The 14,551-nt window shown below is 62.4% G+C and carries 13 protein-coding genes; 10 read left to right on the forward strand and 3 right to left on the reverse strand.

Annotation, left to right across the window (positions count from 1 at the left end):
- Positions 1–56 precede the first annotated feature (56 nt).
- Both J5J06_05195 and J5J06_05200 read right to left on the reverse strand, forming a co-directional pair.
- A complete protein-coding gene (locus tag J5J06_05195; GenBank protein ID MCO6436463.1) occupies positions 57–1,106 on the reverse strand; it encodes a hypothetical protein in 1,050 nt (349 codons plus the stop codon).
- A 67-nt stretch (positions 1,107–1,173) separates the two neighbouring features.
- Positions 1,174–1,956: a YggS family pyridoxal phosphate-dependent enzyme gene (locus J5J06_05200; GenBank protein MCO6436464.1), complete on the reverse strand. Its 783-nt coding sequence runs from the start codon at positions 1,954–1,956 to the stop codon at positions 1,174–1,176.
- Positions 1,957–2,207: 251 nt separating this feature from the next.
- On the opposite strand from J5J06_05200, the gene trmB reads away from it, so the two are divergent.
- Genes trmB through J5J06_05215 form a run of 3 tightly spaced genes read left to right on the forward strand, consistent with a single transcriptional unit; the run spans position 2,208 to position 4,800 of the window.
- Positions 2,208–2,855 (forward strand): tRNA (guanosine(46)-N7)-methyltransferase TrmB, encoded by a 648-nt coding sequence (trmB, locus tag J5J06_05205; GenBank protein ID MCO6436465.1) that lies wholly within the window; start codon positions 2,208–2,210, stop codon positions 2,853–2,855.
- Positions 2,852–3,196, forward strand: a complete 345-nt coding sequence (locus J5J06_05210) for a response regulator (GenBank protein MCO6436466.1) — start codon at positions 2,852–2,854, stop codon at positions 3,194–3,196. The genes trmB and J5J06_05210 overlap by 4 nt, the downstream gene beginning before the upstream one ends.
- A gap of 29 nt (positions 3,197–3,225) precedes the next feature.
- Positions 3,226–4,800 (forward strand): hypothetical protein, encoded by a 1,575-nt coding sequence (locus tag J5J06_05215; GenBank protein MCO6436467.1) that lies wholly within the window; start codon positions 3,226–3,228, stop codon positions 4,798–4,800.
- 103 nt (positions 4,801–4,903) lie between these two features.
- Here the strand turns inward: J5J06_05215 and J5J06_05220 are convergent, their stop codons facing one another.
- Positions 4,904–5,857 (reverse strand): hypothetical protein, encoded by a 954-nt coding sequence (locus tag J5J06_05220; protein MCO6436468.1) that lies wholly within the window; start codon positions 5,855–5,857, stop codon positions 4,904–4,906.
- 409 nt (positions 5,858–6,266) lie between these two features.
- On the opposite strand from J5J06_05220, the gene J5J06_05225 reads away from it, so the two are divergent.
- Genes J5J06_05225 through J5J06_05255 form a run of 7 tightly spaced genes read left to right on the forward strand, consistent with a single transcriptional unit; the run spans position 6,267 to position 14,550 of the window.
- Positions 6,267–7,064 carry a dienelactone hydrolase family protein gene (locus tag J5J06_05225; GenBank protein MCO6436469.1) on the forward strand — a complete coding sequence of 266 codons (798 nt, stop codon included), beginning with the start codon at positions 6,267–6,269 and terminating at the stop codon, positions 7,062–7,064.
- 5 nt (positions 7,065–7,069) lie between these two features.
- The gene (locus J5J06_05230) at positions 7,070–7,366 is read left to right on the forward strand and encodes a hypothetical protein (protein ID MCO6436470.1); all 297 of its coding nucleotides are present in this window, start codon (positions 7,070–7,072) and stop codon (positions 7,364–7,366) included.
- On the forward strand, positions 7,356–8,630 hold the full coding sequence (locus J5J06_05235) for a PQQ-binding-like beta-propeller repeat protein (protein MCO6436471.1): 1,275 nt from the start codon (positions 7,356–7,358) through the stop codon (positions 8,628–8,630). The genes J5J06_05230 and J5J06_05235 overlap by 11 nt, the downstream gene beginning before the upstream one ends.
- A 39-nt stretch (positions 8,631–8,669) precedes the next feature.
- A complete protein-coding gene (gene purH, locus J5J06_05240) occupies positions 8,670–10,310 on the forward strand; it encodes a bifunctional phosphoribosylaminoimidazolecarboxamide formyltransferase/IMP cyclohydrolase (protein MCO6436472.1) in 1,641 nt (546 codons plus the stop codon).
- Positions 10,311–10,336: 26 nt separating this feature from the next.
- A complete protein-coding gene (locus J5J06_05245) occupies positions 10,337–11,581 on the forward strand; it encodes an NAD(P)/FAD-dependent oxidoreductase (GenBank protein MCO6436473.1) in 1,245 nt (414 codons plus the stop codon).
- A gap of 45 nt (positions 11,582–11,626) precedes the next feature.
- A complete protein-coding gene (locus J5J06_05250; protein ID MCO6436474.1) occupies positions 11,627–12,520 on the forward strand; it encodes a DUF58 domain-containing protein in 894 nt (297 codons plus the stop codon).
- The gene (locus J5J06_05255) at positions 12,517–14,550 is read left to right on the forward strand and encodes a BatA and WFA domain-containing protein (GenBank protein ID MCO6436475.1); all 2,034 of its coding nucleotides are present in this window, start codon (positions 12,517–12,519) and stop codon (positions 14,548–14,550) included. Before J5J06_05250 ends, J5J06_05255 begins: the two co-directional genes overlap by 4 nt.
- Position 14,551 lies beyond the last annotated feature (1 nt).

The following is a 14,551-nucleotide window of genomic DNA, read 5'->3' on the forward strand; positions in this document are numbered from 1 at the left end:
AGTTGCACCCGGAATTCGAATTGCGTCACCGTGCCCGCTTGGAAATCGGACAGTATCTATCTCCGCGATCTATTCCCCACCGGGGCGCTCGCCCCAGCCGCTTCAGCGAAACGCTTGGCGACAAGGTCCTGCGGGTCGAGTTGCGCGGCGCGGTCCAGGGCCTCGGCGGCGCCCACGGCGTTTCCGCTGTTATAGCGGAAGTACCCGACGGCGAACCACAGCGCACTCACGTCTTGTCGACGGGCCGCCGCCTCAAGGCGGTTCAGACTCCGCGAAAATGTCGCCGGATCAGGAAAGGCGCTGGGAATATCCACAGTAATGAACGCGAGTTTGGGCTGGAGCTCGAACGCGCGGTGCACCATCGATGCAGCTTCGCTGAATCGCCCCAAGCCGACCTGTGCGTGGGCGGCGCAGAGTCGGGAGGAGGGATCGCCCTGGTTCAGTTCTGCGGCAAGCATGAACGCACGCGCGGCGCTGACGAAGTCGCCGCGAGCCATGGAATCGTGTCCGGCGTTCATGGCGTCGCGATAATTGTTCAGGGCAAACATCGCCTGTCGCCGGACGTTTCGTTCAATCTCCCGCGGACCCACGCCGAGATCAACGGCGCGATCGAGAGGGAGTTCATAATTGCCCTGGCCCGATTCGTCCCAGCGACGATAGGAATAACGACCATAGGGATCGCCCTCGTACGAATAATCGTAGAGGTAGTGATATCCCCCATAGCGGTACGGACGGTGCGGGTACCGCCCGTAATAGCCCCGCCCGTCATCTGCGCGGCCATCGGGAGACAGATACATAGATCGCTCCCAGGCACGGATGGCGCCGGGAAATCCGAAATCGCGGTAGAGCTGGCCAAGGCCTTCGGAATCGTCCGCCTCCTTGGCGGGGGGCACCGAGGACGAATCGAATTCATCGAGCGAAGCGGGAACGGCCGGCCTGCCTGGAGCCCGCCGGTCTTGCGCAGAAGCCGTCCCAGCCAACCAGATGAGCGGCAGGCTGAGTGCGACAACGGCGTGAAACCGGATTCGCACCGGACAGGGGATGCAACTTGCTCCAGGACTGGCGGAGTAATCATGCGAATGATCGTCTTGAGTTCGTCTGATCATGGCCGGGACTCCGTTGGGTTCGGACATTCGGCTCTGCGGACGCGCCCGTGTTGATTGTACGCGCGCATCATCCGTCGTGGGCGGCTTGTTCCTCGACCCCGTCAGGGGGGTGAACGGCCTCATTTTCCAGCCCCTCAAACAAGGCTGAGCCGATTCGCACGCAGGTCGATCCTTCGAGAATGGCTGCCTCGAAGTCGCTGCTCATGCCCATGGAAAGCTCGCGGAAGGCCGGGCCACCCATCCGCTCCGCCACGATCTCCTCGAAGAGCTCCCGGGTTCGCTCGAAGGTCCGGCGAACCGCGGACTGGTTGTCGGTCAAGGGGGCCATGGTCATCAGACCGCGGAGCTCGAGGTGCTTGAGCGTCGTAAGCTGCTCTGCGAGGTGCGATGCAGCTCCCACCGCGACACCGTGCTTGCTGGACTCGCCCGAGGCGTTGATTTGGAGCAGGATTGGAATTGGCCGGCCGAGTTTCGTGGCGTGGGCATCGATTTCCTCTGCAAGACGCAGGCTATCCACGGAGTGAATAAGATCCACGAATGGGAGGAGAGACTTGACTTTATTGCGCTGAAGGCTGCCGATCATGTGCCACCGGGGCTGACGCGGTTCGTCCTTGCCGGTATTGCCTCCGAAGGCTTCGTGGATGGCCTGGGCGCGCCGGACCAATTCCTGGGCGCGGCTTTCGCCGATATCTCGAACGCCAAGCTCCAGCATCCCGTGGATGGCTTCGATGCTGACATACTTGGTAACGGCGATAAGGCGAATCTCGGCCGGATCGCGTCCGACACGGAGGCAAGCGGCGTTGATACGCTCCCGAACCCGAGCGAGATTGTCCCGTAGTCGGTGAAGCATGGGGTTGCGGTTTCGATTCGCGACGCGGCGGGGTAGTGCCGCGGGGCGTTCTCCTCCTGATCCGAGTCAGGCAGAGTATACCCTGCGGTGGGACGATCAACCACCCGATGGCAATTGCTCCAGCGACACCTTCGCCCCGACAGTTTCCCCATGAGAACGTGGCTTGTTAAATTAACGCGAGTCAATCGCCGTGAAGCAGGAATGCGGAGCTTGATGGCTCGGAGGAGCGAAGGGCGAGGTACGGCCGGAACATGACGCTGGTTACACAAGACGTGATGGTGGCTCCGCCTGCGGAGGGAGAAATCCTCGATGCGCGCATGTGGGATACGTCCCTCTCGAGTGTGGAAATAGAGATTGGCTGCGGAAAGGGCGGCTTTCTCTTGGAGCAGGCGCGGTCGCGCCCCGATGTGCTCTTTCTCGGTGTGGAATGGGCCAACAAATATTACAAATTTGCGGCCGACCGCATGGCTCGCTGGAATGTAACGAATGTACGGATCATGCGGACGGACGCCGCAGTGCTCGTGCGCCGGCAGTTGGTGGACACGAGCGTGAGCGTGATGCACGTGTACCACCCCGATCCCTGGCCCAAGAAGCGTCATCACAAGCGGCGGCTGTTTCAGCCGGAGTTCGTTGACGCGGTGTGGCGCGTGCTGGTTCCCGAGGGACGATTGCACGTACAGACGGATCACGAGGAGTATTTCGCGTGGATCGTGGACGTCCTGCGACGACAGGACGGGATGCGTCAGATCGGAGACGGGCCGGTCGTACGTTCCGACGATGTGCCGGAATCGCTGAGAACGAACTTCGAGATCAAGTATCGCCGGGAGGGGCGGTCCATTTATCGAGCCTCCTGGCTGAAGTGCGGGGGCGATGATCAATCGTTGGGGAGGGAACTGTGAAAAGCTGCCTGACCGTGGTCACCGACCTGATTTTCGCGACTCGGATTCGGGGCGCGGTCCTGGACGCCGGATGGGAGTTCCGCCAGATTCGAGACCAAGCGGCATTGGAACAGGCCGCACCGGGCGCGGTGCCGGATCTGGTCTTGGTCGATATGAACGCGGAGGGTATCGAATCGGTGTCCGCAATTCGTTACACTAAGGCACATTGGCCGGGGGCGCGGGTGGTGGCGTTTTATGCCCACGTGCAGACTTCGTTACGAGATGCGGCACTTGAGGCCGGGGCGGATGACGTTCTTGCCCGGTCACAATTCGTGGGAGCCTTGGCCGATTTGCTGTCCTGACCAATGGTGAATCTGTGGAGTATTTGCGAATGACGCCGTTTGGGGAGTCCATGAAGACGGTGAGCCTCGGGATTTGCGTCGCTGCCCTTGCGGCCGCCGGAAGTGGATGCGGTCTCGGCACGCCCGCGGATGACGCCGCCAAGGCGTACTCCCGGGTGTTCCTTATGGGGACGGATCTGCTCGAGCCGCCCATTTACGGACACGACAAGGTCTACAAGGCCGCCAATCAATTCGCGATTTCGGGCGATTCCGCGCGAAAACTGGATGGCGTGGGGTTCTTCGTTCTGCTGGCGATGGTCGACAGTGATGCGCTGAGGGTCCGGCTGGTCGATCGAGACACGGGTGTCATCGGCGTATTGCGGCGTGTGCAGCCGCCACAGAGCACGACGGAGAAGGGACTCGCGGAGACGGCGCGGCCCTTCAATGACGCCGTTCGAGAGCGCTTGCAGAACGAAATCGGCGTTTTCTGGGTGGGGGAGTCGGCGCCGGGGGACGCTCCGGGCTCGCAGCGTGTGGGCGTCCTGCTGCCGACGGATGTTCTGACCGCGTTCTCTCGCCTGGAATTCTTCACCAGTGAGACGGCGGGAGGAACGGCCCTCGGCGCGGCGGAAGTTCAGCTCGCACGCGATTTCTATTACATGGCCGTGATCGGTGATTCCATCCAGTGGGGAAACGGTCTGCACGAATCTGACAAGATCTCCTCCCGTGTTGCCGCCACGATCGAGCGACGCACCGGCCGGCGCGCCATTATTCAGCGCTACGCGCAGTCCGGGGCGCCGATTCTGCCAACGGCAGCCGACGGCGTATGCGAGTACAATTGTGTTGGAGAAGTTCCCAAGGTCGAAACATCGATCACTCTTCAGGTTGAACTCATTGAGCAGCCGGAACGCGTGGACCTAGTCTTGATGGACGGTTGCATCGTTGATGTGGGTGACGCGATTCTGGACACGGAGATTGCCGAAGACGAACTTGTGGCGCAGACGGCCAAGTACTGCGATGGAGCATTTGGCACGCTGTTGTCTGAAGTTACGCAGCGCGTGCCGCAAGCCGAGATTGTCGCGACGGGCTACTACCAGATCGTCGGTCCGCAAAGCGATCTGTTCGGCATCCAGCAGTGGGCGGACTCACAAGGGCAGCCGGTCGACGGCAAGGAGGAGATCCTGGCGAAGCTCGTGCACAATTCGACCGTTTTTGCGGAGAATGCGAATTTGGGCATACAAACGGCGATTGATCGTGTCAACGCGATGCTGGCCATGCCGCGGGTTGCCTTCGCCGATCCCGAGTTCGGCGAGGAAAATGCCGTCTTCTCACCCAATTCCCTCCTCTGGGGGCTGACCGGAAAGACGGATATTTTCGGCGACATCGAACTCGACCTGTTGCTGTTTCCCGAAGACCCGCTCCAGAATCTGCGGGCCGAGGCCTGTTTTGATCCCGGTGCTCTGGGGGACCTTGTAGCCTGCCTGTATGCTTCGGTCGCCCACCCCAATCCCCAAGGCGCGGAGCGCTACGCTGCAGCCGTCATCCGTGAGCTGGAGAGAGTCGGTGTGCTGCCGCCGTCGGATGATGCCGGCAGCGGTGTCGACCGCTGGACGACCTATCCGTAGAGCGGACCGCACGTCGTTACGAAGCGAGCTGGATTCCGGAATTCGTGACGGCGGAATTTCCACGGATTGGGCTTGTACGGTGCCGGTGGGCCGCTGAAGCCGATTACGATCCGCCGGGTTCCGTGTGGTGGTCCTTGTCAGGGTGGGTTTGCGTGAGCTCCACCGCAGGAGTGTTGGCGTCGCTCTTGCTCGATTCCTCAAGCAGCACGGCGAGTGACTGGGAAATACCTGCAGCCTTGCCGTAAAGCTCCTTCAGGGCCGCGTCCACCTGTTCAAGCTCCAGATGCAGATGCTTGCGCTGGTCCTCGGCCGCGGCCAGGCGCCGCCGCAGGGCGCGTTGCTCTCGATCGTTGCGCTGGTGCGCCATGAGCAGGTTGCCGCGCAAACGATGAACCTGGAAGTTGAGAGAGGCTACCTCCTGCTCCAATCGGGTCTTGATGGATTGCTTGAGCGCGACTTCGGTCTGAAGATCCTGGCGAAGCGTGCTGATCGATTCGTCTGCTGTCAACAGTTCGCCCTGCAGAGAGGCGTTTTCGCTCGTCAGTTTTGCTACTTGGGCGTTCAGTGCCGTGTTGCTGATTCCCATGGCATTCAGTCGCTCATCAAGCGACTTGTTCTTGCCTGTGAGTTCGGCCACGCTCCCATCCAGCGCGGCCTTTTCCTCGCGCAGTGATTGAATCTGCGACTGTGATTCGGCTCGGTAGGCTGCAAAGCGGTCTTCGATTTCCCCGAGTCGATCCCGAAGCGCTTCGAGTGTCTGCTGGGTGCTCTTGAAATCCGACTCCATCCGGCCCGCGGCGATCCGCAGTCCTTCGATCTCCGCCTGGGCCGACTGCCATCGTGTGTCCGCCTCGGTTGCAGCCTCTTGGGCCGCAGCATGCTGTTCCGCGATGCGCTCCTGAAAATGCCGGACGACCGCAGCGTAACCGATGGCCGCCCCGGTGATGACCGCCACGAGGAGAATCAAGGCGATGGCAAAGGCGGAGTGTGCCTCGGTGAGCTTTCTTCGAAGCTGCTCTGGCGATTCGACGCCCTGTCCGGCGTCGGATCCCGTCACGCCGGTTCCGAGATGATTTTCGGAGGTTGGTTGGGCAGCGCGTCCGCTCTCCATCGGGCGTGGGGTGCGCTCAACAGGTGTATCGTTCATTGGAATCCCCCTTCGTGTCGCTCCCTCGACGCGATGTGCCTGACCCGTCTGCGACGAATTGGCCGTTTCCTGCTGCTCGACGTGGCCAGGGTGATTCGGGCGAACCTCCTGATCTGCCGGGACGCCGTTCGGGTCACAACCAAGGCACAATCGATAGGTTATCATTCCCGAAGCATCATGCCAAGATTGGCACCCATGGGGTCGGAGCGAATTTCCCGGATTGAAGGACTGGGAACGCGGGGCTCGTCATGGCACCGCAAGTCCGGTATCTTCTGCCTTTCGGTATCGGCAAGCGCGATTTGGAAAGCCGAGGTGCGAGATGCGGAAGCGAAGCGGCTGGTGGATCTTGCCGGCGTTGGCGGGAATCGTGGCTGGCGGAAACGTGTCGGCCGAGATCTTGACCAGGGACATCGAGTACGAGCATGAGGGCGTCAAGCTGAAGGGATACCTCGCGTACGACAGCGAGCTTCCCTCGAAGGGAAAGCTGCCCGGGGTGCTCATTATCCACGAGTGGTGGGGCCTGAACGACTATGCGAAGCGACGAGCGCGGATGCTCGCCGAACTCGGCTATGCCGCATTTGCCGCGGACATGTACGGCGCAGGCAAGGTTACCGATCAGCGTGACCAGGCTGCGAAATGGTCTGGAGAGCTGTACGGCAGCCCCCTGATCCGTTCACGGGCCCGGGCGGGGCTGGACGTGCTGGCCAATTTGCCGTTCGTCGATGTGGATCGCATGGCGGCCATAGGATACTGCTTCGGCGGAACAACGGTTCTGGAACTGGCATACAGCGGTGCTCCCGTGCGCGGCGTGGTCAGCTTTCATGGAGGGCTCACGGCGCCGAAGTCGAGCGATTACGACCAGATCAAGGCGAAATTTCTGATCCTGCACGGCGCGGATGATCCCTTCGTATCGCAGGAGAAGGTATTGGAGACGCAGAAGGGCCTGCGCGAGGCAGGCGTCGACTGGCAGATGATCTACTACGGCGGCGCCATGCACAGCTTTACCAATCCAGCGGCGGACGGCTCGATTCCGGGTGCACAATACAACGCCAAGGCCGATGCGCGGTCGTGGGAGCACATGCGTCTGTACTTCCGGGAGATCATGCAGGGGAACTAGGCGGAGTGAGCTTGAGCGTGTCCGGAGAAGAGGCGTCGTTGGCATTGACACTTGAGCACCGCATGCTCTTGCGCATCCGGGACACGCTGTACGAGGGAAGCTGGGACGATTTCGAATATGATCTGCGGGCGAGGGCCGAGGGACGCGCGCATGTGTTTGATACGGTGCCCTCCTCGCAGGATATGCGGCGAACGATCGAGAGTCATTTGAAGTTGATCGCTGACATGCGCGAATGGGAGAGCCGGCACGGCCGGATCGCGGGTGACCTTCCTTTGGGTGATGAAAATGAACATGAGCGTTAACCGAGCAGCACGAGTTGCGCGTGGGACGTTGCTCGCCGTCATGCTGGTGAGTCTGGCCTGTGTGGGGAGAGTTCTGGCGCAGCCGCTGGTCACCGACGACGCGCTTCGTGACGTTGGGCTCAAGCGCTACTGGGATCTGCAACTCCCCGTTACCGACGGCGACTCGGTACGTTCTGCTTGGCGACTCGATGACGCCCTGTACGTCGCCACGGACAACGGGGTGGTGTTTGCCCTGGATCCGGCCGTTGGAATCGTACGCTGGGTCGAGCAGGTCGCGGAACCCAATGTGTATCTCTTTCCGCCCGTGCACGTTCTCAACCCGCAAGGATCCGGTCCGGTAGTTTTCGTTACGGCAACGTCCATCCAAGTTCGTGACCGGTACAACGGACAGACCATACTCGCAGAACGCCCCTCGTTTGCGCCGAGTACGTCTGTCGTCGGCGTCGAACGCCTGCTTGTCGGGGGCGGCGCCGACGGTTTTCTGCATGCGTTTATCCTGAGCGGGGGCAAGCGAGGCTTCGTCCCCCGATGGGAACTCGACTCGGGCCCGGTCCGGGCGAAACCCGCCCTCTACGGAGATGGTTCTCTCATCGTTGCGACCAAGAGGGGACTTGTTTTTTCCATGCAGTTGTTGGACAAGTCCTTGAACTGGGCCTTTCGGGCGGAAGACAGTGTCGTGGCCAATCCCGCCGTCGACGCCGAAGGAGTTTATGTCGCCAGTCTGGACCGGTCCCTGTACAAGCTGGATCGGGACAACGGGGCGCCCATCTGGCGGTACCGCACGAACGTAGCACTTCTGGACGCGCCCATGCCGTCGGGCGGCGTCGTGTTCCAATCGTTGGGAGACGAGGGATTGGCTGCCGTGGACGTGGATAACGGGCATGAGCTTTGGCGCCGCAAGGATAGTCAGACAGTCGTGGGCCGCTCGGGGGATCGCATATTCGTGTTTTGCGAGGGTCCACGGCTCGACGCGCTTGGGCGAAAGGATGGCAAGCGGGAAGGTTCTTCGAGTCTTCGCGGCGTAAACACGGTAGTGAGTAACGTGGCTGACGATTTTGTCTACATGGCGGCGGCAGACGGTCGGCTGCTCTGTGCACGATCCAGCGACGTACCTTACTTGCGTCCGGCGGACACGCGCCAGGCCCGGCAACAACTCAACCGGCCGTCCGTCGGCGCAGTGGAGGCTCCTGTGATAGCCGACGTGGAGAAACCGGAGCAAGCAGCGCCAACAGAGGATCCATTCCGAAGTCGGCGAGATCGCTAATCTGCGTCGCGGAAGGCGCCCGCGGCGCCGGGAGCGGACATGGCCGGTCAACGCATTCAGCGGGCGCTGGTTAGCGCGCACGACAAGACGGGGCTCGTAGATCTGGCCCGCGTGCTGGTCGGCGAATTCGGCGTCGAGCTCGTCTCCACCGGAGGCACGGCCGACTTGCTCCGAACGAATGCAATTCCCGTGACCCTCGTCGAAGACGTCACGGGATCGCCCGAGATGCTCGACGGGCGGGTAAAAACGCTGCACCCTGCGATTCATGGGGCGATTCTGGCCGACCGGGACAATCCCGCCCACATGCAGCAACTCGCCGCGGCGGGCATCAAGCCCATCGATCTGGTTGTGGTCAACCTGTACCCCTTTGAGAAGACCGTCGGAAGGGATGGTTGTACATTCGCCGAGGCGATCGAGATGATTGATATCGGTGGGCCTTGCCTTCTGCGGGCAGCAGCGAAGAATCATCGCCACGTGGCCATCCTGCGTCGGCCGGAAGATTACGCACACTTTCTCGACGCGCTGCGCCGGGGCGGCGGCGTGGCAGAGGCGTCGCCCGATACGGCGGCGGCGACATTCGCGGAAACGTCGCGCTATGATGCCGCGGTTATGCACTGGCTGGAGCGGCAGCAGTCCGTGGAGCCCATGCCGAGCCGCCTCGCGCTGCATCTCCGCCGTGAATCGCTTGAACTTCGCTACGCGGAGAATCCCCACCAGCGCGGCGGTTTGTATCGCCAAGCTGGGACTGAATCGGCACAAGCCGCCGGTCTCCCAGCGGTCGAGGGCATGTCGTTCAACAACTACCTCGACGCACACGCGGCGCTGTCACTCTGCCGGGACCTCAACCAGGCGGAGAACATTGGCGGGAGCGCGGTTTGCTGCTTCATCAAGCACAACAACGCCTGCGGCGCGGGCGTGGCCGAGGGGGCGATCGATGCGTATGAGCGGGCATACCTTGGCGATCCCAACGCAGCGATGGGCGGCGTTCTGGCGTGTAGCTTCGATGTTGACGAGGCCTTCGCGGCTGGCGTGATGGACACCTATGCACGGTGGGGCAAGTCTGCGGGCGCCGGGGGATTCTTCGTCGAAGTATGGATCGCGCCGCGCTTTGACGATGCAGCCGTCGCGGAAATCCGTTCAGCCAAGCCATGGGGACAGAGGGTCCGATTGCTGTCCGTGGGCGGCATGAATGCGACATCCACCCACAGCTCTTTCGACCTGCGGTGCATCGCGGGCGGAATGCTCGTGCAAGAGCGCGACGAACTCGGGCTGAATGAGGTGGACTGGAAAGTCGTTACAAAGCGGCCGCCGTCAGACTCCGAGCGGCGCGACCTCCGACTCGCCTGGCTGGTCTGCAAGCAAACGCGCAGCAACGCCGTCGGCCTGTGTCGTGACGGAATGCTCCTGGGCAACGGGGCGGGGCAGATGTCGCGGGTGATGAGCTGCCGCATCGCCACGTGGCTTGCCCACGAGAACAGCCACAGCGGACGCCTCGCCGGCTCCGTGGCGGCGTCCGACGCATTCTTCCCCTTCGCCGACGGCCCCCGAATTCTGCTCGACGCGGGCGTCACGGCGCTGATTCAACCCGGCGGCTCGAAACGCGACGATGAGACCATCGCTCTGTGCAACGAACGCGGCGCGAGCATGATCTTCACCGGCACGCGGCATTTCCGGCATTGAGTGGTTTCAAAAGTGAGCGGCACGATGTGATTCCTCCGGCTAACGTCATCATCATCGGTGCGGGGGCGGCCGGGTTGGCGACGGCGATCTTCGCCGCCCGGGCCAATTCTGCGCTGCGGATTGTCTTGCTGGAGGGTGCCCGAAAACCGGGGGCGAAGATCCTGGTCAGCGGCGGGGGGCGGTGCAACGTCACAAACCGCGTTGTCGGTCCGGGTGACTTTTTCGGCGGGAGCGCCAAGTTCATCGGGCGGGTCCTCGCGGAATTTCCTGCGGAGCGAGCGGCTGCCTTCTTCTCCGAACTCGGCGTCCCTCTCCACGAGGAAGAGCACGGCAAGCTGTTCCCCGATTCCAACTCTGCAAGAACGGTGCTGGCTGCGTTGCTTGGTGAAGTCGAGCGGTTGGGCGGGCAAGTTCTGTGCGAGCGGCGTGTGGTCGACGTCCAACGTGAACCGGACGGGTTCGTCGTTGCGACTGTTGATGAGACATTTCGCACGCCGTGCGTGGTGCTTGGCACGGGCGGACTCTCATTGCCCAGGACCGGTAGTGATGGGTGGGGGCTGGAGCTCGCCCGGCGGCTTGGACACACGATCGTTCCGACAACGCCGGCGCTGGCACCGCTTATCCTGGAGGGCGATTTCCACGGCGGACTTTCCGGCGTATCGCAGGAGGTGGAGATTACGGCGCACATTGGGGAGCGCAGGCCGGTCCGCATCCGCGGGGCGATGCTTTGGACCCACTTTGGGGTGAGTGGACCGGCCGCGATGAACGTGTCCCGAATCTGGCACCGCGCGGTCGAGGAGAGCGCGGCCGTGCGGCTGACGGTGAACAACCTGCCGGACGATACGTTCGAGTCGGCTGAGCGCATGTTACTCGCGACCGTGCGGGATCAGCCGCGCGTCCATTTGCGGAACGCGCTGGCGCCGATACTGCCAGGTCGATTCGTCGATTCGTTGCTGGGACAGCTGGGGCTCGACGGGACCACGCCGATGGCCCATCTTTCGCGTGAACACCGGCGGCGCCTGGTCCACGGGCTGGTGGAATGGCCCATGCCGATGCAGGGGACTCGCGGCTACGGACACGCGGAGGTCACGGCGGGCGGTGTCTCGTTGAGTGAGGTCAGCCCGGCGATGATGGAATCGCGGAAATGTCAGGGTCTGTATCTCGTTGGGGAAATCCTCGACGTGGACGGGCGAATCGGGGGGTACAACTTCCAGTGGGCGTGGTCGACGGGATTTGTCGCCGGGCGGGCGCTGGCGGCGGCGAAATCGTGATGGCGCGCTAATGCGTGGGGTCTGGTGAGCGTCTAAGATAAGACAATGCCCGGCACGGTACAGCATGAGCTTCTTTCGCCTGAGTTTCTCACCCGGCTGGATCAGCTCGCCCTGGTCAGCCGGAAGATTCTCGCGGGAAAGATGCGCGGGGAGCGGCTGACCAAGCGTCGCGGGCAGTCCGTGGAGTTCGCCGACCACCGCAACTATGTCGTCGGCGACGACCTGCGTTTTCTCGACTGGAACATTTACGCCCGCCTCGAAAGACTGTTCATCAAGCTGTTTCTGGAGGAAGAGGATTTGCACGTCAGCATCCTCTTCGACATGTCGCGGAGCATGGACTGGGGCGATCCACACAAGGGGTTGTACGCCCGCCGAGTTGCGGCGGCCGTCGCCTATATCGGGTTGGTGAACTTCGACCGGGTCAGCCTGTACGGGTACTCCGAGGGTCTCATGTACGAATTGGGCGGTATTCGCGGGCGGCGAATGATCGCCAAGGTTGCCGATTTTCTCCAACGCGTCGAGTACGAGGGATCGAGTCAACTGGCTGCGGCGGGTCGGCAATTCGCGATACGAAACCCTCGGCCGGGGATCGTCCTGCTGGTCAGCGATTTCTTCGAGAAGGGCGGATACGAGGAAGGTCTCCGCTTCCTGCTGGCTCGCAAATACGACATCTACGCTTTGCAGGTGCTCAGCCCGGAGGAGGTCGATCCGCCGCTGGTGGGCGATCTCAAGCTGACCGACGTGGAGGACGGTGACGAGGCCGAGGTGACCGTCACCCGGGCGCTGCTAAATCGCTACAAGCGAAATCTCGAGGCGTACTGTGGCGAGCTGCGCGAGTATTGTGCTGCGCGGGGTATCACATACATGTTCTCGGAGACGAAGGTGCCGTTCGATCAGGTCGTGCTTTCGTACTTCCGTACGCGAGGGCTGATCCGGTGAGTTTTCTGAACCCCTGGGCCATCGCCATCGCCGCCGGTCTTACGGTGCCCCCGTTGGTTGCGCTGTACTTTCTCAAGCTGCGTCGGCAGGCGCGGCTGGTGCCTACAACGCTGCTCTGGAAGAAGGCGATCGAGGACCTGCACGTCAACGCGCCGTTTCAGCGGCTGCGGGCGAGTCTGCTGCTTTTTCTCCAGTTGCTGGCGCTGGCCCTGGCGGCGCTGGCGCTGGGGCAGCCAATGTTTCAGACGGCCGAGCGTCATGACGAAACGCTTATTCTCCTGGTCGACCAGTCGGCGTCGATGAACGTGATGGAATCGGACGGACGAACGCGGCTGGACCGCGCCAAGGAGCAGGCGAAGCGCTGCATCGACAATCTCGGTCGCAACGGCCGGGCGATGGTGATTGCCTTCTGCGATCGCGCCATCGTTGTGGCGCCGTTCGACAACGACCGCGCAGCACTCAAGCGACATATCGACTCCATCGAGCAGACCGACAGCGGCACGCGGCTGAGCGAGGCGATCAGCCTGGCGGAGGCCTATGCCCAGAACATCATCATCGGAGGAACGGAGTCGGGGACGGACATTCCGCCGGAGCGGATGGAGTCACCCGCGACGGTGTTCCTTTTCACCGACGGGCGCGTCGAGGACGCCGGCGACGTGACGCTCCAGCAATTCGACTTGTCCAAGTTGCGTGTGACGAACGTCGCCGAGCGCCAGGACAACGTGGGAATCATGTCGATGAACGCCCGGCGGAACTATGAGTCTCCGCAGATTCTCGAAGTTGCCGCTTCCGTGAAGAACTTCGGCCCGAAGTCGGTTACCGTGGACGCCGACTTGTACATCGACGGTCAGAACGTGGACGTGAAGTCCTTGCAGTTGGAGTCCGCCCGCACGGTGGACGGGTCGGTGGGAGTAGGAGAATCCACCGCCGACGAGGGAATGGACCGCAGTGTCGCCGTCGTCGCTTTCGACGATCTTGAGTACGAAGGGGGCGGCGTCGTTGAGGTCCAGCTCCGCGTGGATGACGGTCTGGCCGTAGATGATCGTGCCTGGGCGGTGGTCGATCCTCCGCGCCGCGCGTCCGTGCTGTTGGTCGACGACGGCAACGAAATGCTCGCCCGCGCCTTGCGCGTGCTCAATATCCGCTTTGCGGAGATGACGCCGGACGAATACGAGTCGGCGCCGGGGGAAACGCTGGCCGATGGTGATCGCAGCCGCTTTGATCTCGTCGTGATGGATCGACACTCCACGGCGCGCTTGCCCCGCGGCAATTACTTCTTCTGGGGCGGGATCCCGATTATTGAGGGCGTACGGGCTGAGGGCAAGGTCACCGATGAGTATATTTTCAATTGGGATGAAACGCATCCCATGCTGCGCCACGTAGCGGTCGATTCGCTGGAGGTGGGAGAGTGGACGCGCCTAAAGCTTCCGCCGGAGACCCTGAATCTGATCGAGGGGCCCTCCACCCCCGTATTGAGCTACTTCACGCGCGAGGGCAGCCAGTTCCTGATCAGTGCGTTCAGCCTGATCGCCGAAGATGAGACGGGCCGGCCGGTGTACAACACCTACTGGGGGGCGACGACCGACTTTGTCGTCTTCATGTATAATGCCGTCAGCCAGCTTTCCGGGGCGCTAGTCGCCACCGCCGACCGCAGCCTGCGCCCAGGCCAGCCCGCGAGTCTTCCCGTGCCGCCTCGAACGGACGAGGTGCGAATCCTCCGGCCGGACAGGACGATTGATCCGATTCCGGCGGGCAGCTACGGAATGGTCTATTATGCGCGGACGCGCAGCGCCGGCATCTATCAGATGGAGCCGGGTTTGCCCGGGGCCGATCAGTTCGCAGTTAATCTGTTCAACGAGATCGAGAGTGACATCAGCCCGGCGCCAAGCGTGACCATCGGAGCGGGGCGACTGTCAGCGAGCGCGTCAGAGGTCGTCGTCAACCGCCCGGCTTGGCGGTATTTGCTGCTCGGTTTGCTGCTGCTCATCCTGTTGGAATGGGTGGTCTACAACAGGCGAATCTTCGTATAGA

The sequence above is a fragment of the Phycisphaerae bacterium genome (assembly GCA_024102815.1).
GTDB lineage: Bacteria > Planctomycetota > Phycisphaerae > UBA1845 > UBA1845 > JAGFJJ01.